Source organism: Streptomyces sp. NPDC051133 (assembly GCF_040682635.1).
Classification (GTDB): Bacteria; Actinomycetota; Actinomycetes; order Streptomycetales; family Streptomycetaceae; genus Streptomyces.
Genome location: NZ_JBFBBK010000081.1, coordinates 1 through 21153, shown reverse-complemented (window position 1 = coordinate 21153; position 21153 = coordinate 1). Strand labels below are relative to the sequence as shown.

Here is a 21153-nt window from a genome sequence, read left to right as displayed (position 1 = left end):
GTCTGGCAGGAGTACCTGGAGACGGTGGTCCGCGAGCGCGACGGCTGGACGGACTTCTACCGCGCCTGCCCGCGCCCGCCGCCCGGGGGGGGTTTCCGCCGCTCGTCACAGTCGTGGACCGGCGGCGGTGAGTCGGATGCCGGCCCGCCCCCGGCCCCCGGATTGCGGGGGTCGACGGGCGGACAGGCAGACGTCAGTTCTGCGACGGCGGCAGGTACGGGAGGGGGTAGGGCAGGAACTGGGGCGGCTCGGTCCTCGGCATCCGGATCTCCGTGCGGACCTGAACGTCGGGAGGGGACGACGCTTCGTTGTGCACGTCGACGTGCACGAACGCGAGGGGCGGGAGACGCAGTCCGCGGAGCGCCAAGCTGGAGAGCGCGGCCCAGGCCAGGAGGCTGACCGCAGTGGCGACCGGGCGGCCGGGCCCGGGAGTTTCGATCAACACCATGATCACGGTGGCGGCGCCCCATACCATCCAGGTGAACCGGGCGGGGCCGTTGTGGAGGGCGCCGAGGACGAACGCGACGAGTCCGAGGGCCTTCCAGATGCTGTAGGTGGTGCCGGCGGTGATGGGCAGCTCCTGCGTGTGGGCGACGAGGTAGCGGCGTACGGGGTCGTCGATGGTGGCGCCCACCGCGTCCACGGTCGCGGCCACGCCGGGCATGCCCGGCAGAAGCTGGCCCAGCAGCCAGGCGCCGAGGAGGGTGACGGCGGCGCTGAAGGCCAAGTGGCGGACGGTTTCGTGCCGCCACAGCTGCGCCAGCTTCGTGCGGACCTGGCCGGACCGGTGGCTGATCCTGCCGCGGGCCCGGTGTAAGGAGGGCCACCGGAGCGTGCGCTTGTGGCCGTTTCCATCAGCGGAGTTGGTGGTCATGGCAGGTTCGCCTCTCTTCACGAAGGCAGGATGGTGGGCAGCACCGCGCCCCGTCGGCGAGAAGACAACCGACGGGGCGGGAAGAAGTAGAACTGGAGCGGTGCGGCTGTTCCAGCTCCCTGCCCGCCCCCGGCCCCGTGGCGGGGTTCGGGAGTGGACAGGCAGACGTCAGCGCGAGCGCGTCGTGGGCGGGCGTCGTCCGACGGTCACTGCGTGCCGTCGGTGAGCTGGTTGTTGGTCCGCCCGAACCCGCGGGTTTCGGTGTGCAGTTCGGTGTGCTGCACGTAGACGGTGCCGGTGTACTGGTTGACCGTGTGGTCAGGCAGGGCGGAGGCGCCGTCACGGAAGGCTCGCCCGATCATCCGGGCGGCGGCGCCGATCGCGATGAACAATCCGGCGGCACCCAGGCCGGCGAAGGTCAGCTGCGTCGGGGCGACGCTGGACAGTTGCCACAGCACCAGGGAGATGGCGCCGCCGACCGGCAGCGACCCCCAGGTGTAAACGATCACTAGGGTGGCGTGGTCGGTGGCCTTCTGGGACATGGGGGGCCGTCCGTGCTGGGCGAAGGGCACGGCGTTTCCCACGGTGGGTTGGGCCGGCGCGGGGACGACGTCCTTGTACCGGGTGGCGACGGGGGTGCTGCTGCTGTATCCCTCGGCGATGAGTCTGATCGACTCGAACTCTTCCTGAGCCGTCAACTCCCGCCCGTGTTCGCGGTGGTCGTCCATGGGGTGTGACTCCTTGCTTTGAAGCCGAAGACGTGGAATGGCGTGGAAAGACGCAGGGAGGCGGCCCGCCGTATCAAGCGGGCCGCCTCCCTGCCGGGCGTCGTCTTACTTGGCGGAGACGTTGTTGACGGTCTCGCTGAAGCCCCGCGCTCCGTTGCCGAACATCACCTGGACTTTGTCGACGAAGCCCGCGCCGAGGGGCGTCATCATCACGACGATCCAGAAGATCGAGACGACGGCAACCTCCCTCTTGCGGAAGCTGCTGTCCTTCTTCATCCACCAGCCGATGCCGATGGCGATGAGCAGGGCAACGCCGGACATGGTGAGTTCCATGGTTGATCTCCAATTTCCGTGAAGAGGGGAAGGGGCAGGGGTCAGGCGTCGATGGGCTCGACGGTGTGCCAGTCGCGGTCGATCTGGGTCAACTTGCCGAGCCGCTGCAGCCGCTTCGTGGCGTTGGCGACGTTGGTCGGCTTGAGGGCGGTGACCTGGGCGATCTGTCCGTTGCGGCGGGCGCCGCGGTCGACGGCGTGCCAGACCAGCTCGGAGCGGCTGGGCGGTACCAGCGTGTCCAGGTCCTCGTCCTCGTCTTCGACGTCGAGGACGAGGTCCGTGCCGCCCGGGATGGCCGGCGCGCGGGCGAGGTCGATGGCGGTGGTGTTCTTGCCGCGCTTGATGTCTTCCTGCTTGACCAGATCGCGCAGGAACTCCTCTTCCTCGCCGGCGTCCATGTGCCGGTACTCGTCCCGCCGCAGGTAGGCGATGCCGGCGGGGCTCATGTCGGCTATTGCGTCGGCTTCGGAGGTGGTGAGGGTCGGCCGGGGCAGTTCGCGGGCGACGCGCACCGGGTTGGGGTGGAACATCATGCGGGACTGGGTGTACTGGTCGGCGCCGTCGGCGATGTAGCCCAGGCCGCCGGTGCCGGATCCGTTGGGGAATTTCTCCGGGATCGGCTCCAGGCGGAACTTCGGGGTCCTGGAGCCGAGCGACATCACGTCGATGTCCGCGCGTGCGGTGCGGAACAGGGCGATGTTGCCGGACTGGAGCATGTCGCGGATGGCGTTGGCGTGCTTGTTGGTTCCGATGGAGTCGAGGTTGGGGATCTGGACGTAGACCCGGGCGCCGATGCCGGCGGACCGGGTCTGCCGGCCCAGGTTGGACGCGGAGGCCAGGAGTGGGTTGACGTGGTCCTTGACCGGGTCCATGACCATCTCGTTGAACTCGTCCCAGGTGACCTGCATTGGGGCGAAGGGCTCGCCGGGGACGAAGAAGCTGCGGCCGTCCATGACGTAGCCGTCGGCGTCCTGCCACTGCATCTTCATCTGGGTCGAGAAGCGGAACTTGCCGACGTCTACGGCGGCCTGGCCCATGAGCATGGCGCCGTAGTGGCTCTTGACCATCCAGTCGAGTACGTGGGTCCAGGAGGCGAAGCCGGCGCCGTACTTGCCGTCGGCCAGCCACCCGACGATCCCGTTGATCATCTGGGCGATCAGGAGGGTCTCCTCCAGCGAGCTCTTGCCGGAGCCGGTGGTGCCGGAGGAGAAGGAGTGCACGGCAGACATGCCCTGGCGGCCGGTGAGCCCGAACTTCCCCTCGTTGGGGATCATCAGGCGCCACCGGGCGGGGTCGCCGTAGATGTCCTTGCCGACCGTGACGTAGCCCCGCTCGTCCATGACCAGCGCCTGCGGGTCGAGGGGGACGCCGTCCTGGAGCGGGTTGACGGACATCTCGTTGACCTCGATACGGCGTGCGTCGATCACCCGCAGGTGCAGGTGGGAGACAGCGTCCTCGCCGTCCATGTCGAGGGCCTGGGCGATGGCGAGGGGCTGCACGTCGGCGACCGAGGAGCCCCGGCGCGGCATCAGCAGCTTGAAGCGGCGGCCGAACTCGGTCTCTTCCGCGTCGTACAGCTCGCTGCCGTGGTAGGGGCTGTACTCCTCCCACACGGCCGACAGGTCGTCCATGTCCAGCTCGCCGGTCCGGTTGCGGAGTTTGACGGTGAGCTTGGCGCGGGAGGCGGCCATGTCGTCGGGCCGGTAGATGTTGACGGCCCGCGGGGGGACCTCGAACGCAATCGAGACGGAGTCCTGGGCGACGCCGAGGGCGGGCCGGGCGGTGGTGGAGACGATGATCGCGGTCAGCCGGTCGTCGTCCAGACGGACGTCGGTGAGCTTGGACGCGGGCAGCGGGCCCTGGTCGCAGGCGATCCACTCGTCCCACCGGGCCAGGTACCAGTCGACACCGTCCGGGTGTTCGGCGGCCGCGGGCGTCGCGGAGTCCGGCAGGGCCCACATCCGTGCTCCCCAGGTCGCCGCGGTGGAGGCGACGAGGAGGCGGGCCCACCAGGGCACGTCGATGTAGCTGCTGGCAGGGATCGCCGCGAGGGGGCCGGCCCGCAGCGCCATTTCCGTCGGGCTGTAGCGGCGCCACCAGCCGCGCTCCCAGTCGGGAAGGCCCTTGGCCCAGATGGCGCGCAGGGTCGCGGAACGCTTGCGGTAGGCGGCGGCTTTCGCGGCGCGGACCAGGGCGGCACGGTCGTCGTGGTGGCGCCAGCCGTCGGCGATGCCGATGGTCGGCACGAGCATGCCGTCGGAGCCGACGGCCGGACGGTAGGCGTGGTCGAGGTCGAGGCGGCGGCGCATCCGGCGGACCCGGCGCCGGTAACCGCGCCGGCTGCTGCGGGTCATCCACTCCCACGGCTCGCCCTGCCCGGGCAGCCAGCGCCACGGGCCCGGGTTTATGCCGAGCGCGGCCCAGCCGGCCGCGACGCCGGTGGTGCCGAGGGTGGTGAGCAGCAGCGGGTCACCGGACAGCCAGCCGGAGGCGATGCCGAGGCCGGAGCCGACGTAGAGGCCCGGGTTGTGCATCCGGGCGACCTGCGCGCGCAGTCCGGTCAGCTCCTGGGGAGCGGTCTCTTCGGTCTCTTCCTGGGTTGGGGTGGTCGTGGCCATCCGGTTCTTCTCCGTTTTCAGCGAAGACGAAGGGCGGGACCGCAGAAGCGGTCCCGCCCGTGGAGGTGGGTGTGGTGTGGCCTAGCGCTGGATGAACTCGCGGTCGGCCATCTGCACGTGGTGCGTGCGGTTGAGCTCAGCCATCCGGCCGTGCTCGGCTTCGGTCTCCTGTGCCAGGCCCTGGGCGTTGGCGGTCAGGGAGTCGGCGCCGGCGACGATGCCGTCGACGTTGGCCGCCATGTTTTCCGAGAGCGTGAAGACCTCCATGTAGGCGGTCGTGGTCGGCTCGTCGACGGTCAGCCGGCCCATCGCCTCGGACAGGTACTTAGCGGAGGCGCCGCGGTCCTGGAAGCGGGCCTTGAGCCGCTCGACGGCCCTCTTGGTGGTGCCGGCGCGGATGCCGTAGGCCGCCGCCTTCAGCAGGAGTCCCGCGTACGACATTGCGCCGCCGATGGCCTTTGTTGCTGCGCCCATGGTCAGGCTCCCCTCGTCTCGTAGACCTCGGTGTGGGCGGAGGCGTCCTCGGAGTCGACCGCGTCGGAGACGTAGAAGTCGCGGTCCATGACGGACTCCATGTCCTTGGCCTGCTCCGCGTAGACGCCCTGCCCGGCCTCCAGCAGGGCCTTGGCCTGGACGACCTTCTCGCCCTGCGCCTTGGTGTTCTGCTTCAGCTGGTCGAGCTGGCTGTTGATCGTGCCGTAGTCCTCCTTGCAGCGCGTGATCCACGAGATGAGGCCCGGCCCGGCTCCGCGGGCGTTGAGTTCCGCGATCAGGGAGTCGCCCTTGCCGATCTCCCGCTCGCAGCGCTTGCCGATCCGCTCGTAGGTTGCGAAGTCCTCGTCGCACATGAGGTTGAGTTCATCGCTCTCGTCGATGACGGACTGGTACGTCACCTCTGCTGCCATACGCCCAACTCCTCCACCGGCGGCAGCCGGTTCACTTTCCTTGCGCGGTTCCGGCACGGCCCTTTCGGGCTCCGCTACCGGGCTTTCGGATTCGGCGGCCGTGCTTTCGGGCCCGGCGGCCGTGGCTTCGGGTGCCGCCGCGGTGGGTTCCGGCTCCGCCGGGGCGGACGCGGGTTCCGTTTCGGCTGCACCGGAGGCCTCCTCGGAGGCTTTCGGCTCCGAGGCGTCTTTGGTTTCGGCTGCAGCGGGCTCGGGTTCGGCCGCTGCCTCCTTGGTTTCGGGCCCGGCCGTGGCCACCTCGGGACCAGGTGAGGCCTCCGGAGCCGGAGCCGCGGGCTCCTTCGCCGTCGTCTCCCCGGCCTCATCTGGCGGCGTTTCAGGGCCCGTTGAGACCTCCGGGGCAGTCGGGGAGCCACTGCCGTCCACTGGAGGCACTGTGGCCCCTTCAGGCGCCTTCTCGGGGCCTTCCGGTTTCTTCCCCTCGGCCGCTTCCTCGGGCTTCTTCATCGAGACGCCCTTGCCGTCGCCGCTGTCGGTGCCGGCCGTCGGCGGCAGCGGAACGAGCACCGGTGCCGGGTCGACATGGCCCGCGGCCCGGCGACGCCGGCGGTACTCGCGCAGCGCGCCGCGGCCGGTGTCCTGAGCCCAGCCGACGCCCTGCGCGACCCACCCCCCGGCTCGGCGCCCCACCGGGGTCGCCAGACGCTCGACGCGGGTGTGCCCGCGGTAGCCCGAGCGGAACGCCTCCGGGAGTGTGAGCACCGGATCGTGCTCCGACGCCGGCGGCTCCTTCCACGGCGAGACGCCCGGCTTGCGTTCGGCCGGGGCAGCGACGCCGTGCTTGTCGGCGATCTTCTGCACGGCCTTCTCGTGCCGGGTCCTTTCCCTCAGGATGTCCCGCTGCGCCGGGGACAGCCCGACCTTTGCCTGCTCGCTCTGCGCGCCCGCCGTGTACACGAGCCATGCGCACGCGAGAAGCAGCAATTCCATTGCTTTCCCCTCACGGTCTGCGACCGGGGGAGTGAACGCCCGCCCTCGTGCGCGTACGTACGCGTGTAGGGGCGGGTCGAGTTCATCTCTCCCCCGGGTGAATGAATGGGTGAACGATCACCGTGTGTGACGAACAGTGATCTGCTGGAGGGTGTCGCTCACGTCGCGCCAGGCGCGGTTGGCGACCACTGGATCGACCCTCTGCAGCACGCCGCGCAGCCGGTCCAGCCGCTTGGTCGCGCCCTCCTTGGGCGACCGTTTGTCGGCCTGTTTGATCTCGTTGGTCCAGTGCGCGGATGCGCGCGTCGAGTGGCGGTCGGTGGCCCGCTGGAGGGTGTCGGCGACCTCCTTCCAGACGCGGTCGGCGACGGCCGGCTCGGCCTCCTTCAGCAGTCCGCGCAGCCGGTCTATCCGCCGGGTCGCGCCCTCCTTGGGCGACCGCCCATCCGCCCGTCTTATCTGTTTTGTCCAGTACGCGGTTCCGCCCACGTTGCCGTGATCCTCCGTTCGATCGCTGGGTCAGGCGGGGTGAACATCAGCCGGGACTCCGTGGCAGTCCCGGCCGGTGTTTGTGCTGGTCGCCTCCCTGTTCGACCTTCCTGACGGGCAGGCAAGGGTGAGAGGGTGGGACCCGGCGCTTCGGCGCCTTCACCGTGTCCCCGAGGTGTTGACGTCATCTCGGGGGCCGGTGGAGCCGTCGAAGGTGCTCATTTACGCTGGTCAGGCGGCCTGCTGCTCGTCTCCTTCCTGCTGCTCCTGGAGGTACTCCAGCGCCCGGGTCTTGCGCTCGTGGGCGGTGGTCTGGGAGACGCCCAGCTCGACCTCGATCTGCTTGAGAGTGACGGCCTTCGGGTCGCCTCCGGCCGCGAGGATCATCCGGGCGACCTTGCGGGCGTCCCGCTCCGGCAGCGTGAGCCGGGCCTCCGCCTCGGCCTCGGCAGCTGCCTGGTCGTCCTCGGCCGCACGACGGCGGGCTTCGGCGGCCGCCTGCCTGTCCTGTGCCGCGCGGAGCTCAGCAGCAGCACGCTCGGCCTCCGCTTCGGCCGCCGCCCGCTCGGCTTCGACGGCGTCGCGCGTGGTTTCGGCGGCCCGCTTGCGCTCTTCGGCGGCCTCCCGATCGGCCTTCGCGGCCGCCAGTGCCGCCTCGTTGGCCTCCTGTTCGGCGCGCGCCTCGCGAGCACGCGCCTCAGCTGCCTCAGCCGACTCGAGCGTCTCGGTCTCCTGCTGCAACTGCCGCTGTCGAGCAGCCCACTTGACCTGCTCTTCCTGCCGCTCACGCTCGGCGCGCAGGCGATCGGCCTCGGTCTGGCTCTCCAGCCGCTGGATCTCGGCGTCGGCCTCCGCCCGCTGCACCCGAAGGCGCTCTTCGGATCGCCGAATCTCAAGATCGGCGGCGTTCTCGGCCTCCGCCTCCGCCGCCTTCAACCGGCCCTCGGCGGCAACCCGCTCGACCTTGGCGGCGATCTTCGCAGTCTCGATCCGAGACTCCGTTTCGACTTGCCGAAGCTCCGCCTCAGCCGCCCGAAGCGCCCGAGCGTCCTCAGCTTCGCGTTCCCGAAGCTCCGCCTCCTCCTCCCGGCGACGGGCGGATTCCGCTTCGCGTGCCGGAATCTCCAGCGCCTCATCGACCGTCAACCCGAAACGGGCCATCTTGATCGGAAGGAGCTCATCGGCCGGCGCCTTCCGGCGCCAGCTGCGCCCGTAGCGCTTCTTCAGCAGCTGCCGGTAGATCGTGATGCCCTTCAGGCGCAACACCACGTCGTCGTACGGCAGGCTCCACAGCTTCATCCGCCGGAAGATCAGCCACGTGGGCAGCGGTGCGAGCAGCCACCGCGACAGCGGCGGGCTGCCGAGGTCGTGACCGGCGATCAGCGCGGCCATCCGGCCGATGTAGTGGCGCGCGGCCTCTACCGCGGCGATGAACAGCACCGGGATGACGCCGTGCATCGACGCGGCGAGCGGGTCCGCGGACAGCGGCCCGTCGGGGGCGGCCGCGTTGAACGCGACCGTCGCGGCGGTCAGCCCGTGGGCTAGCCACCGCAGCACCGGCAGGGAAGCGCGCTTCCGCGTCAGGTAGAGGTCCATGGCCAGCAGGACCAGGATCCCGGCGTCGATACCGATCGGGAACGCGTACGAGAACTGGCCGAAGCCCTTGGCCTCGGCCAGGTGCCGCAGCGTGTTGTACGAGCCGGTGAACCCGATCGCTGCCAGGATCGCGCCGCCGGTGCCGGCCACGATCGCGAGCGCCTTCATCGTGCGCGGGTCCGACTCGGGCTCGCCGGTCGGCGCGGCCGGGACGACTCGGCTCTCGGGGGTGTCCGGCTGACCCGGCAGCCCTGCGCGGACCGGCGGCTTGTCCAGGTCGACGCGTTCGTCGACCTGCGGGGGGCTGGTCATAGCAGCTCCTTGGATACGGAGGAACGAGAACAAGGAGCCGGGCCCGGTACAGGGGGGGATGGTCGTACCGGGCCCGGCAGCAGGAAGGCCGGCCTCCCGTCGGGGAGGCCGGCCGTGGAGCACGGGATCGGGGGAAGTCCCTGCTGCTCCCTGCCGGTCCCGCCGACGTGACTCGGCAGGACCGACAGGGAGCCCGGGGCGAGAGGGCCCCGGGGTGGGTGTCAGACGAGTTCACTGTCGCTCAGGTCCTGGTCGCCGGCCATGACCTGAACCTCACGCAGCCGCTCGCGCTGCGCGTCGATCTCCTTGTGGACCTTGTCGATGAGGCGGTCGCCGATGCCGCGCCAGCTCGCCGTGGACGAGGTGTAGGCGCCGTGCCAGGCGATGTGCCAGTCGGAGTCGTCCAGACCGAGTTCCTTCGCGATGGTGCTCAACGGAAGGTCCTCGTCCTCACCCGCGACCTGGATCTGCTCCTCAGCGAGCTGGGTGAGCTTCTCCGCGATCTCGTCGAAGGCCTCGGCCGCGGACTCGGCGGCGCGTTCGGCGTCGGTGAGCCGCAGCAGCTGGGCGCGCCAGCGGCCGTCCTCGATGGTCCAGAACTCACGGAAGGCGGCCACGAGTTGTCCGTGGGCGGCCGTCCATGCCTCCCACAGCGGCGCGGCCTGCTTCAGGAGCGGTCCGGCCTGCCGCCGTAACCGCGCCTTCGACCACAGGACCCGCGCGGCCTCGTACTGGTTCGACAGCTCGGTGGACTGCTCGCGGGTCAGCGTCGTGTCCCGGATGGCCTCCATCGACATCTGCGGCTGCTCTTCCAGACCGGTGAACGCGCGGAAGGAGTAGGTCACCCAGCCCTCGAAGCGTCCGGGTTCGGACCGGAGGAACAGCGGGTGGTGGTAGCGGGAGATGTCCGTGGCCATGGCGGCCCGCGTCGTGGTGCCGGGCTGGTAGCGGGGCATCAGACCGGTGTCGTCCAACGGTGTCTTGAGGGGAATGAGCTCCATCGATCCTCCAATGATCGAAAGCCCGGGGCTCTCCCGGGCTCACAGGCAAAGCAGGCGGGATGCCCGGGATGGGATCAGGCGGTCGCGGGAACCGGCACGGGACGGCACGGGGCGACGATCTGTCCGTCGGGCAGCAGTTCACCGGTGTCGTCGAAGACGAAAAGGCCGTTGCACAGCAGGCTCCACCCCTGCTCCGGGTGGCTGGCCACGGTCTGCGCGGCCTCGCGGTCGGGGCTGTCAGCAGGGGGGCAAGTCGGCACGTGCCGGCACAGCGGCGAGCTGGTCGCGGTCATGGAGGAACTCCCTCAGGGTGTCGGGGACGGTGTGTGTGGACCGGAAGCGAGCGCCGAGGCGCTGGGGGTATCGGTCCCTGCGTTCTCCGCCGCCACCGGGCCGACGGTGGCCGGGCCGGTGGCGACGGGCTGGGCAGGGGCTGCGGGTGATGTGCGGTCAGGCGCTGGCCTGGCGAGCCCGGTTGCGGGCCGCACGGCGCTTCATGGCGCGGCGCTCGTCCTCGCTCAGGCCGCCCCACACGCCGGAGTCCTCACCGGACTCGAGCGCCCACTGCAGGCACTGGTCCATGACGGGGCAGCGGCGACAGACAGCCTTGGCTTCCTCGATCTGCAGCAGCGCCGGACCGGTGTTGCCGATCGGAAAGAAGAGCTCGGGGTCTTCCTCCCGGCAAACGGCGCGGTGCCGCCAGTCGACGCCGGCCTCGGAGGCGGGCATGTGGGCAGCGGAGAGGCTGACGAGGTCCTGGATGTCCTGCATGGGGGTCCTCCGTTGTGATCGCAGATGCGGGCAGCCCCAGGGAACGCGGAGTCCCTGGGGCTGCTGGGGGATGAGGGCGGCTGGACGCGGTGATCTCCGGCCCCGCCTGTGCGGTGGTGCTGCAGTGGCAGAGGCTGACCTTCCGACCGTCCGCCCCGTACGACAGCTGGTACTACTCAGCCCGCAGGCGGCACCTGATCTGCTTGCCGAGCGGCGACGGCTCGACCGTCCAGTAATCGGTCAGCAGGTCGAGCAGGTGCAGACCGCGTCCGGACATCGCCTCGGCGCTGTCCAAGGCGACATCGCGGCGGTCCGGCTGGCCCGGCACGGAGTCGTGAACGATCACCTCGACGCCGGACGGGACGGCGTACACGTCGACGATCATCAGGACGGGCTCGTTCTCCGAACTGGCCCGCAGCACGTTGCCCATCAACTCGGACACCACGAGCTCGGCGGAATCAGCAAGGCCCGGGCCAGCGCCGTACGTCGTCGCCACCGAGCGGGTCAGCACGCGAACAGCACTGAAGGCCTCCGGAGAGGCCTTCAACTCAGCGCAGAAGCCGCGCCGCCGCTCGGTCAACACCAGACCCGGCACCGCGGCAGGGACCACAAGTCGTTCGTCCACGGCCGCGGCGTGCAGAGTGCCGGTACCGAAGACCGTGACCGTCACCGTGTCCCACCCCTCTGGTCGTGCTCCCTGGCCCGGCGCAGCGCCTCGTCTTCCTGGCTCGGGTGCTCGTCCCCCTGTGCACCAAGAGGCGCGCGGGATGTCATCATGTTCCTCAGCAAGGTCGTGTTCCTCTCACGCGATGAACTCAGCGACCGACAACGGCCCCGGGGCGCAATCCCGGGGCCGTCATCGTTTGTTCGGTTTTCGGGAACTGGGTTGGCCTCCCCTAGCAGAGGCCAACCCAGGAGGGCTGCTGACCTGGAAAGGCCCTGCTGCCCCCTGCCATCGCCGCTCGTCACACGGGCGGCGATCACAGGTAACGCAGGATCGGGTTCAGGTCTGCGGGATCTGCGCCTTGCGCTGGGTGTCCGTACGGGACACAGCCCGCTGCACCCGGCGCCACTGCGCAGCACGCTGGCGGGCCTCAAGCCGGTCCGCCTGCTGCTCCTTCCGCTGCCTCTGCTCCAGTTCAAAGCCGGAGGAGGCCCGCGTCTCACCAAGCCAAACCTCCAGTTCGCGACCCGTCTCGCACCGGCCGCCGCTCTGGCACTTGGCGCAGGCATCGCGGTGAAGCGCAACTGCAGTGCGGGCCCGTTCCAGTACGGCGGGCATTCGCAGCGTCGGTTCCTTGGAAGCCGTCGCCAGACGGCTCACGGCCGGCGGGGTCGCGGTCCGCGGCTTCCGGTTGACCCGGTTCGAGCGGCGCCCGGTCACAGTGGCGTCCGCTTCCGCAACCTTGCGGCCCCACTCAGCGAGGTCCACGTCGATCTCGACTCGGCGGGCGCTGCCCGGGCAGCGACGTCCGTTCTTGCCGCGCTCGGTGCGCTCCAGATGGTGGGGCCAGACAACGTTGCGGCGCAGGGGATGCCACTCATTGCAGTCCGGACAGACGATGGAGCGGCGCTCACCTTCACGTAACTGGACGTTGAACACGGGGATCATGCTGATCTTCAGGGCGGGGCGGGACGTATCGGGCTTCACGCAGACTCCCACGGGCAATGGCTCGGAACGAGGGGGGAGGGATGCAGTCTCCGCAGCTCAGGCCCTATCTGTGGCCCTGAGCACGTGGACACCGCATCGGGGGGTGGTGCTCCCGCTCGGTGAGGGATCTCGTGGTTCGTCACCTCGGACGCGAGCGAGCTATTCAGATGTAGCAGGCATCGGAACTAGTCGAACTAGATTGACTAGTCAATGCGCGCTGAGACGATGCTGACACTCTCGGCAAATGATCGTCAAGAGGTTCGGATAGATTGACTACTCATTGCGCACACCTGTAGATCTGTCCTATGGCAGTCAGCGGGAGGCCTCGAGCCCTCTATCAGCGCATCGCGGACAAGATCCGCACCGAGATCACGAGTGGCGCGCTCGGGCCCGGTTCACGGCTGCCGACAGAGGCCGAGATCGCGACCGAGTGGGAGACCACTCGGTCGACTGCTGTTCAGGGCCTGAAGGTGCTGGTGAACGAAGGGTTGATCATCAGCGATCGCCCACGGGGGTACTTCGTTCGCAGCCGGCGCCCGATGGTCTACAGGCCGCAGGCCGAGTTCAGGAAGCGACCCTTGTCTCCCGAGTTGGACAGCTTCCTGAGTGAGATGGCCACGGAAGGACGCGAGGCGAGTCAACGCATCGAAGTGCAGGTCATAACCCCCACGCCGGAGATCCGCACACGGCTACGGCTGCGTGAGGGCGACCTCGTCGCCGTGCGGCGTCGCATCCGTTTCGTGGATGGCGTGCCCTACAACACGAACGACTCCCACTTCCCGCTGGTCTTGGTTGAGGGCAGCGAGATCATGAATCCCGACGACATCGCACGGGGCGCCAACACGGTGCTCGCCGAACTGGGCCACGAGCAGGTCCGAGCGCTGGACGAGATCCAGATCCGTATGCCGACCCCTGAAGAAGCCGATCGTCTGCAGCTTGGCCCCGGGACACCGGTCGGCGTGCATCTCTGCACTGGCTACACCCAGGACGGCAGACCTGTCCGCACTGTCGTCAACATCCTTCCAGGGGACCGACACGTCATCACGTATGAGCGAAGTCGGCCCCCGCTGGGCTCCGATCCAGTGATTCGACCAGCCATTGAAGGCGACTTGGCCACGGTGACCGAGTTGTGGGAGCACGCGGCGGCCTGGCTTCGCGAGCGCGGCATCGACCAGTGGCAGTACCCGCCCCGTTCCGAGCGCATCATGGAGAACATCGCGGCCGGCGAGTGCTGGATCATTGAGGACGATGGCGTTCCCATCGCCACCGTTACCGTCGATGGCCACGCCGACCGGGATTTCTGGTCGGCCGAGGAAGCCACTGAGCCGGCTCTCTACGTGCATCGCATGGCTGTCCGACGCGACGTCAGTGGTCTGGAGCTCGGCTCTGCCATGCTCGATTGGGCAAGCCAGCGCGCTGCTGACCAGGGCAAGCAGTGGCTGCGGCTGGACGCATGGAGAGACAACGGCAATCTGCAGAGCTACTACAGCAGTCGAGGATTCACCCATGTCCGGACGGTCGACGCAAAGGGCCGGCAGAGCGGCGCTTTGTTCCAGCGCCCTGCGGGCTACACACGCAACGTCGGCCCAAAGCTGATTGAACAGGACATCGGATGACGTATGCCTACACACGTCCCAACTGCGTGACCTGAGGCGGCACTCGTGAATGAAATCCGCACCGAAGTAGGAACGTGCGTCTACGTGGTTGGCAGCCCGAACTCACCCCTCGTGAAGATCGGCAGGACCACGAATCTTCCGCAGCGTCTCGCCGCTCTCCAGCGCATGTCGCCACTGCCTCTGCTCGTTTTATGTACCTATCCAGGCGGAGCTGAACTTGAGACGGCCTTGCACCGGCGCTTCAGGGATTGCCGGTCTCACGGGGAGTGGTTCGCCCTTGGGGGAGACCCCGTAGCGGTGACCCGCAGTGCGGCAGAAGAGATCAAGCGCGAGCTGGACAGTGCACCCACCCCACCCACGAACTTCTCGATACCCCGCGAGGTGCCCAACTTTGAGGGCGGCTTGGTTTTCCAACCGGACCCGCGGGGGCGGCAGGTCACCGCATGGCCGAAGATCGAGCCGACTACCCGACCGTACCGCCTGACACCCGGGTCTCCGGTATGTCGGTGCGGCCACGAAATCGGCCTCCACAGCAACATCCGCCCTCACCAATGCGCAGTTGACGATGGGGTTGATGCCGAGTGGTGTACCTGCTTCGGCTACGAAGGACCGCTGCCACCTGAACTCAAGGACTACGACCTTCCAGGACACAACTGGCGACGCTGGCGGGGGATCGACACATGAGGGCCCATGCAGCGTCTGGTCGGTTCAAAGGCACGTGCAGTGCGGCCATGTCGTTCGTCGCCCTGAATTGCTCGAAGGCCTCACCGGGAAGGCGCAGCGAAAGGAGCGGCCAAGTGACCCGCTGTGTCTGGGTGCGCTTCCGTTGCCTGGCCGTTGTGGTCGGCCGGCCGGAGAGCGTCCAGGGCGGCCTGGAGCGTGGCCGAGTCGCGGCTCCAGCGTTTGGGGGCGATCAGCTTCAGCCTCGGTGCCTCCGGCGGCGCCATGACCTGGCTCTTGCAGTCGACGACGGGGACGAGGCCGAGGTTGTGGGTGAAGAGCAGGACGGGCTTTTGCGCGACCAGCGAGCGGAGTTCGAGGCGGGCAACGGGTCCGAGGACGTGGACACGGCTGCCGAGCCGCTTGGGCCTTCCGATGACGACGAGGCCGTCGAGTTGGTCTACGAGCGTGTCCCAGGCGTAGGGCCGTCCCTCGAAGGCGGAGCCGTAGTGGAGGAGCTCGATGCCGTCGGGCAGGTCCTCGGTGATGCGCTTGAGCCAGCGCTGCCAGTTAGCGTCGTTGGTGGTCTTGGGTGCGGCGCTGACGTAGACGCGGACCGTGTCGCCGGTGCGGCGCTCTGCGGCGATGCGGTGCATGGCCGCGATGTAGCGGCGCTGCTGCTCAGGGCGGGCGAAGGTCTCCACGTCGAGGGGGTCGTCATGCCTGGGCTTCTGCGTCGCGTGCATACCGCTCATCATGCCCGGGCTGTGGCCCGAGTGTGGAATGGGGCAGGTGGCCGAGGGCTCTGGCGCTCCGTCAGGAGGTGCCGTCCTGTTGGCGACACGAGCGGTACCGGGGTGTCGCTGGGCGATCTCAGAGGGGTACCGTGTCCCCTGAATAAGATCCATATGGACATGGTTAAGCCCCGCGAGGTGGTGCTCCGGGGCACGGCCGCAGACCTATCTAGGGAAGGTCTCGACATGGAGCAGGGTACCCGTACCCTCCGACAGACACACTCCAAGGCACCTGCCGTAGCAGCGATGGCGCGTACGTCGCTCCGGTTCCGTGCCTTCTCTGTCTTCCCGCACCGGTCCGCGTGCGGGCACACCTCTGCCCCGGAAGGGGGCGAGATGGTGTAGTCGCGATTGGCGGCGCCCGCTCAGCGGGTCTTCGAGCCGCCGGGACGCCCGGCCACCCAGGTGATTAGCGGTCACCTCGGCTACAGCGTCCCATCTGCCACCGGGTGGGCTTAGCGGGCCCTCCCGAAGGATCTGCTCTTCCGGTTAGCAGCCGGCCGAACAGTTCGATCTCTGGTTCTCGGCGAACCAAGCGCCAAAGGCGCCTTTTTCATGCCCACCTCGATATCGAAGCGAGGCAGGACCCATGTTGCAGCATCGTGCTGCCCTTTGTCAGCCCATCCATGCCCGATTGGCGCATTTTGCGCCGTCTATCGGGTCACAGTTTCTTCTTGAGCCACCCATTCCGCCATGCCAGCGGACTAGCACGGCGCCCCGAGCGCAGTTCTCTAGGACATCCACGTGAGCGGCAGGGCAGCGTCGGCCGCGATGCTGTCGGAGCTCGTCGACGACGTCGTGGTCGATGCTCCGGTGCTTCCCCGGCAGCGGGATGTGCTGCGGTCGGTGCCGGCCTGGGTTCGTCTTGGCGGCGAGGCTCTGGACGAGGCGTTGCGGCTGGGTCGGGGTATGCGGCTGCGGCTGCTCGCCGCGGTCCGGGCGCTGCTGGCGGATGACTCGCTGGCCGGGCTCGGGGATGCGGCGCGGTTGACCACGGTGGTGCTGTTTGCGAAGTCGCGGGCGCCGGAGGGGCGTAAGGACGATCTGCAGTCGTACATCTGGGGTGCGGAGCTGGGTCGGTGGCTGGGGATGACGGCGTCGACGGTTCATCACGACGTGCTGCCCGTGCTGCGGCAGAGAGACGCGCTGCACACCCGGATGGTCGTCAACGATGAGGGGCACCCGGTCGGGCTGGACTGTCTGGTCATGCCGCTGTGGCGGGCGCACCAGAGTGGGGGAGCCGCGCACCCTCTGGCGCTGAACAAGGCGGAGCTGGCGGTGCTGCTGCGCTTGATCGAGGCGTTGTTCGGGCCGGGGTGGGCGCCGGAGGACAGGGAGCCGACGCCGCCCGGGCTGCTGGCCGGCCGCACGGGCAAGGGTGCGGCGACGGACCGGCTCGGGCTGTTGCTGATGGTGCTGAACACCCGGGCGTCGGGCTGGCTGCAGCTGTGTGGCGGCTCGGTGCGGAAGAGGGAGGGGCGTGGGGCGGCGACGTTGTCCCGGCTGCTGGGCTGTTCGCCGTCCGGGGCGCGGAAGGTGCTGGCCCGGCTGACGGAGGCCGGTGTCGTCGCGCGGCAGCGCAAGGCGACGGTGACACGGATGAATGGCCGTGGCCGGGTCATGCTGCTGCCGGTCGCTCGTGCGTATGGCCGTGTTCTGGCGCCTGTGGAGCCGGTTTCGGGCTCTGGGTCGGTGTTTTCGCAGCGTCCCGATGGTGCAGTCGGAGATCTTGCTCCTGGCCAGGATGCCGGTGGCCTTGCTACGTCTGGGTTTTGTGGTGCTGAGGCGGCCGTGGAGGCGGGAGATCGGGAGCGTCCCGATGGTGCAGAGTTCCACGCAGACCACGCTTCTGTGGTTACTCCCGTTTCTCCTCCTCCGCTCTCTGGTGGTTTTTCCGGCGAAGGCCGTGGGGGTGAAGGCCGTCGGCCGGAGCACGTGTGCGTGCGCGAGGACCAGGCCGTGGGTGGCGAGGACGCCGCTGCCGAGCCTGCGTCGCCGGTGGCGGAGGTCGGCCCGCTCCGCGGGGAACAGCCTGGCAAGTCCGCGGTCGATGAGCAGGGTGGGCAGCGTGCTGCCGGGACCAAGGCCGGTGGTTGGCTCGAGGCCGTGGCGGGCGGAAAGACGCGGCAGCAGGGGAGGGCGGACCTTCCCGAGGATCTTGATCTGCGGGTTGCTCTGGGGCCGGTCGCGTGGTTGTGGGCGGGGCTGAACCGCTGGCAGCAGGACCAGGTCGTGAAGGCTGTGAATGCCGAGCTGGAGCGGCTGAAGGACCTGCTGATGCAGCCGGAGGGCGCGCCTCGGCTGCTGGCCGACCGGCTCACCGACCGGCTGGAGGAGACCGGTGGTGAGGCGCGGGTGAGCAGCCCGTTCGGCTGGATCACCCGGCGGGGCCTGGTGCAGCGGCCGGCCTGCTCGGACGTGCGCTGCGACGACGGGATCCGGCTGGACACCGGCGGCGACTGCGCCAACTGCGGCAACGTGATTCACATCCGCCGTGCCCGCCGCGTGCGGATCGCGGCCGACATCGACCGGGAGTGGCCCGGGCTCGGTGTGGCGGAGCGGCGCCAGGTCCTCGAGGAGCGGCTGCGTGAGTACGCCGCGGCGGAGGCGGAGGACTTCGTGTGGCGCCGTGAGCAGGCCCGTGCGGAGCAGGCCCGGCGGGAGAAGGCCCGTGCGGCTGCCCGGGAGCGGGGGGAGCGCGAGCGCCGGGAGGCGGCGGCCGCCGACGCAGTGCGCCAGGCCCTGGCGTGCGAGGACTGCGGGCAGCAGCGGTCGGCCGGGCTGTGCGAGGCGTGCGGTTACCGGCGCCGGACCGAGGCAGCGATCGCGGAGGCCGGGCTGGTCGCGGCTACATGGGCGGCGGACCTGGACGATGCCGCCGACGTCGCCGCGGTGGCCGCGCACGTCCGAGCAACGCTGGAAGCCGACATCGAGACCACCCACCAGCAGTTCCTTCAGCTGATGGAGCCGGGCGAGCTGGAGGCGAACCCCACCGCTGCGGCGTCCGTGCTCGCCTTCAACGCCCTCCAGGCCGTACAACAGGCCCTGCCGGAGTACCGCAGCAGCGCCCTCGGGCGGTTGGGCAGCACCCCGGAGGTCGACGCGGAAGCCCGCCGGGCATACAAGACCGAGCAGAACCGCAGGTGGTTCCGCGCGAACCCGAACGGCGCGGACGCGGTCGCCGCCGCGACGAAGGCCGCCGACGCCGCTCGGGAGCGCACTGCCGAGTACCTGCTGGCGACGCGGTTGGAGCAGCTGCGCAAGCGGACGGCGGCCCGTACCGAGACGGTCGCGCCTGCGCCGTGGTCGGCCCGGCTGACCGAGCTGGCCGCGCGCCCGTTGGACGGCGAGACGGCTGGGGCGGCGATCGCGTGAGCAGCGAGCTGAGCGGGGTCGACCTCGCGCGCCAGGCCCTGGCCGCGGCCCGGGAGGCGGCGAAGAAGAACGGCGGCACCCAGAAGGCGAAGCCGAAGCGGTCCCGCACGCAGGTGGTACGACGCGACGGCCGCGAGCCGCTCGGGCTCGGCATGGCGATCACGATGATGATGACCGAGCGCGGCATGGTCGCCCCGGCCGCCGGCGGCAGCCTCCTCGGGCAGTTCGGCGACATCCTTGCCGCGGCCGCGCCCGAACTCGCTGGCCACGTCCAGGCCGTGGCTTTCGACGCGGACACCGGCCGCCTGGACGTCGCCCCCGAAGCCCCCGCGTATGGCACGAAGCTGCGCTGGAGCGCACCCAAGCTGATCACGGCGGCCAACGCGAAGGTGCCCGACGCGAACGTGCGTACCCTGCACGTCCTGCCGCCCACCCCCGGGAAGGCTGGCCCCGCCACGGCGGCCGCCGTGGCGGGGCCGCAGCCGACCGTGCCCGCCATGCCGTCGCCGCGCCCTGCCCCGCCGGACGGCTACCGCCGGGCGATCGAGGCGCACCGCCAGGCCGCGCCGCCGTCCCGCGTGGACCCGGCCATCGCCCAGGCGGTGGAGCGGCAGACCGCCGCACTGCGGGCGCTGTCCCGCCGCGCGTTTCCCGAGCCCGACACCGTCGCAGACGATGCGCCGGCCCTGATCGAGCAGGCCCGCGCACAGCGCCGCCGCCAGGCCGCGGCGACCGAGGCCGCCGCCCTGCGCCGGGCACGAGTGGAGAAGGCCGGTCACCAGCCCCGCTCAGTTGAAGGTGCCAGCAGGGCCAGCTAGCGCTGGGGGCCTGATGCCCTGGCCAGCCGGGGTCGTCAATGCGCTGAAGTGTTCGGGAGAGGCTGGTCGCCCTCAGTGCCGTGGGCGCCAGCGGGTGAACATGCACTGGTCAGCTCCTGCGCCAAGACGGAAGGGCAGGGCTACGCGGTCGAGGGGGAACGTCTCGCCGGGTGCGTGGACGGTGTAACCGCAGCGGATGTAGAAGGCGCCGAGGTCCCTGTGTGCCTCGTACGAGCCGTACAACAGGAAGTAGCCGAGCTGCTGGTGGACTTGCCAGGCCCGCTTGAGCAGGGCGCCGGCGATGCCCTGCCCTCGGGCGTTCTCGGCAACAGCCAGGCCATGGATCTTGGCGATGAACAGGCTGAGAGCCAGGGCCTTCTCGGCGGTGTAGCCGTTGTTCATGGCCATGTCGATGACGGTTCCGGGGGCGGTGGCAGACAGCACGCCGACGGTGCGGTCCTGCTCGTCAGCGGCGACCAGCGTCAGGCAGACGGTGGTCATGGCCTCGTTCCTGGGCCGGGATGTGAAGGCGTGAGCGGCGGCGTCGTGGTACGCCTTCGGGCCGGCCAGTCCGGCGAGCATGGCGGAGGCGGCGGAGCCGTCCTCGATGGCGGCGCGCAGGACGGGGATGATCCTGACTCCGTCGCCGGTGGTGGCCATCAGCGCGTCGGCGGCGTCGAGGTCCTGGCCCTGGGCCAGACGGATGCGGGTCCCGGCCGGGCCCTGCCAGCCTGCGCGGACACGGTCGGCGGACAGGGGCGGTGCCTGTTTTGTCTTCTTCGCCGGGCGTTTGGCCATGAACGAGTCCCCCTGAGTGGTCGTGATGCCGTCAACGGCCGTGTTCTGGCCGCTTGTTAGGTCGATCTTGTCCCGGCGGGCGTACGGCGTAGCGCCGATTTCCGGTCGGCCGGTCGGCGGGAGTTGTGGCGTCATCCGTCGTTGGTGAACCGGATCTGGCCGAACCAGGCTCGGAAGGCGTAGACGGCCCCGCTCGTCAGGTGATTCCAGGGCGGGGCCGTCGGCGCTTCGGGTGGCCTTTACCGCATCGCTGCGTACTCCTGCGGTGCCGTGCGGAGGATGTCGAGCATCTGGGCCTCGGTCAGCTTCCGGAAGGCCACCGCGGACGCGTTCGCGATCTTTCGGAACAGGACGTCGGCAGGGATCGGCGGCAGGTCAGCGAAGAGAGGGTGATGGTCTGATCCGGCGCCTTCGCTGAACTCGCGGTGCAGCAGCCACACCGCCTCAGCGAACATGGGGTAACTGGTCTGGTGCTTGCTCCACAGGCAGCGCAGCGCGTCGCCGCCGAAGTCCCGGTTGATGAATCCCCAGACGTACGCCATCTCGGCCGTCTTATCCGGGAATTTGTCGTCGTTCAGATACCGGACCCAGTCGTTCAGGATGTCCCAGCGCAGCGCGCTGACGATCACCCCGGTCGGTGCCTCACTCAGCCGTAAGTCGGTGGCGAACTCATCATTGAAGGTCATCTGGCGACGGTAGCGAGAAGCAGCGCCGGCCCGCCACGGCGCCCGCTCGCCACCATGATCGGAGTCGCGTGACGCGGAATCCCTGGCTGGCCACCGGGACGTCAGGCAGCGTTTCCGGGCCTCGCAGCCGCGTCAGGC

The 21153-nt window shown here is 69.5% G+C and carries 20 protein-coding genes; 4 read left to right on the top strand and 16 right to left on the bottom strand.

The features are described from left to right. Positions 1–193: 193 nt before the first annotated feature. The 13 genes from AB0N17_RS42425 to AB0N17_RS42365 all read right to left on the bottom strand — a co-directional run bounded on the left by AB0N17_RS42425 (position 194) and on the right by AB0N17_RS42365 (position 12268). A complete protein-coding gene (locus tag AB0N17_RS42425) occupies positions 194–874 on the bottom strand; it encodes a hypothetical protein (RefSeq protein ID WP_366017039.1) in 681 nt (226 codons plus the stop codon). A gap of 206 nt (positions 875–1080) precedes the next feature. Beyond that, a complete protein-coding gene (locus AB0N17_RS42420) occupies positions 1081–1602 on the bottom strand; it encodes a hypothetical protein (protein WP_366017038.1) in 522 nt (173 codons plus the stop codon). 105 nt (positions 1603–1707) lie between these two features. Continuing rightward, positions 1708–1935, bottom strand: a complete 228-nt coding sequence (locus AB0N17_RS42415) for a hypothetical protein (protein WP_366017037.1) — start codon at positions 1933–1935, stop codon at positions 1708–1710. A 41-nt stretch (positions 1936–1976) separates the two neighbouring features. Continuing rightward, positions 1977–4553, bottom strand: a complete 2577-nt coding sequence (locus tag AB0N17_RS42410) for a hypothetical protein (RefSeq protein ID WP_366017036.1) — start codon at positions 4551–4553, stop codon at positions 1977–1979. An 81-nt stretch (positions 4554–4634) separates the two neighbouring features. Further along, a complete protein-coding gene (locus AB0N17_RS42405) occupies positions 4635–5027 on the bottom strand; it encodes a hypothetical protein (RefSeq protein WP_366017035.1) in 393 nt (130 codons plus the stop codon). A 2-nt stretch (positions 5028–5029) separates the two neighbouring features. After that, positions 5030–6448: a hypothetical protein gene (locus AB0N17_RS42400; protein WP_366017034.1), complete on the bottom strand. Its 1419-nt coding sequence runs from the start codon at positions 6446–6448 to the stop codon at positions 5030–5032. Between the two features lie 117 nt (positions 6449–6565). Then, the gene (locus AB0N17_RS42395) at positions 6566–6937 is read right to left on the bottom strand and encodes a hypothetical protein (RefSeq protein WP_366017033.1); all 372 of its coding nucleotides are present in this window, start codon (positions 6935–6937) and stop codon (positions 6566–6568) included. A 231-nt stretch (positions 6938–7168) separates the two neighbouring features. Further along, positions 7169–8845, bottom strand: coding sequence for a DUF2637 domain-containing protein (locus tag AB0N17_RS42390; protein ID WP_366017032.1), 1677 nt, complete (start codon positions 8843–8845; stop codon positions 7169–7171). A 221-nt stretch (positions 8846–9066) separates the two neighbouring features. Beyond that, entirely contained in the window at positions 9067–9846 is a 780-nt protein-coding gene (locus AB0N17_RS42385; RefSeq protein ID WP_366017031.1) for a hypothetical protein, read from the bottom strand. A gap of 74 nt (positions 9847–9920) precedes the next feature. After that, the gene (locus AB0N17_RS42380) at positions 9921–10118 is read right to left on the bottom strand and encodes a DUF5999 family protein (protein ID WP_366017041.1); all 198 of its coding nucleotides are present in this window, start codon (positions 10116–10118) and stop codon (positions 9921–9923) included. Between the two features lie 178 nt (positions 10119–10296). Next, on the bottom strand, positions 10297–10575 hold the full coding sequence (locus tag AB0N17_RS42375) for a WhiB family transcriptional regulator (RefSeq protein WP_366017040.1): 279 nt from the start codon (positions 10573–10575) through the stop codon (positions 10297–10299). A 214-nt stretch (positions 10576–10789) separates the two neighbouring features. Beyond that, a complete protein-coding gene (locus AB0N17_RS42370) occupies positions 10790–11287 on the bottom strand; it encodes an ATP-binding protein (RefSeq protein ID WP_366017030.1) in 498 nt (165 codons plus the stop codon). Positions 11288–11620: 333 nt separating this feature from the next. Continuing rightward, a complete protein-coding gene (locus tag AB0N17_RS42365) occupies positions 11621–12268 on the bottom strand; it encodes a hypothetical protein (RefSeq protein ID WP_366017029.1) in 648 nt (215 codons plus the stop codon). 305 nt (positions 12269–12573) lie between these two features. On the opposite strand from AB0N17_RS42365, the gene AB0N17_RS42360 reads away from it, so the two are divergent. After that, positions 12574–13884: a GNAT family N-acetyltransferase gene (locus AB0N17_RS42360; RefSeq protein WP_366017028.1), complete on the top strand. Its 1311-nt coding sequence runs from the start codon at positions 12574–12576 to the stop codon at positions 13882–13884. Between the two features lie 45 nt (positions 13885–13929). Then, positions 13930–14568, top strand: a complete 639-nt coding sequence (locus AB0N17_RS42355) for a GIY-YIG nuclease family protein (protein ID WP_366017027.1) — start codon at positions 13930–13932, stop codon at positions 14566–14568. A gap of 80 nt (positions 14569–14648) precedes the next feature. Here AB0N17_RS42355 and AB0N17_RS42350 read toward each other — a convergent pair whose 3' ends face one another. After that, on the bottom strand, positions 14649–15290 hold the full coding sequence (locus AB0N17_RS42350; protein ID WP_366017026.1) for a hypothetical protein: 642 nt from the start codon (positions 15288–15290) through the stop codon (positions 14649–14651). Positions 15291–16109: 819 nt separating this feature from the next. Between AB0N17_RS42350 and AB0N17_RS42345 the strand changes: the two genes are divergently transcribed. Both AB0N17_RS42345 and AB0N17_RS42340 read left to right on the top strand, forming a co-directional pair. After that, on the top strand, positions 16110–18713 hold the full coding sequence (locus AB0N17_RS42345) for a hypothetical protein (protein WP_366017025.1): 2604 nt from the start codon (positions 16110–16112) through the stop codon (positions 18711–18713). Then, complete coding sequence (locus tag AB0N17_RS42340; protein WP_366017024.1) at positions 18710–19531, top strand: DUF721 domain-containing protein; 822 nt, start codon at positions 18710–18712, stop codon at positions 19529–19531. Before AB0N17_RS42345 ends, AB0N17_RS42340 begins: the two co-directional genes overlap by 4 nt. 72 nt (positions 19532–19603) lie before the next feature. On the opposite strand, the gene AB0N17_RS42335 is transcribed toward AB0N17_RS42340, so the two are convergent. Together AB0N17_RS42335 and AB0N17_RS42330 are read right to left on the bottom strand one after the other, a co-directional pair. After that, positions 19604–20329 (bottom strand): GNAT family N-acetyltransferase, encoded by a 726-nt coding sequence (locus AB0N17_RS42335; RefSeq protein WP_366017023.1) that lies wholly within the window; start codon positions 20327–20329, stop codon positions 19604–19606. Between the two features lie 239 nt (positions 20330–20568). Continuing rightward, on the bottom strand, positions 20569–21015 hold the full coding sequence (locus AB0N17_RS42330; protein WP_366017022.1) for a hypothetical protein: 447 nt from the start codon (positions 21013–21015) through the stop codon (positions 20569–20571). Positions 21016–21153: the final 138 nt, after the last annotated feature.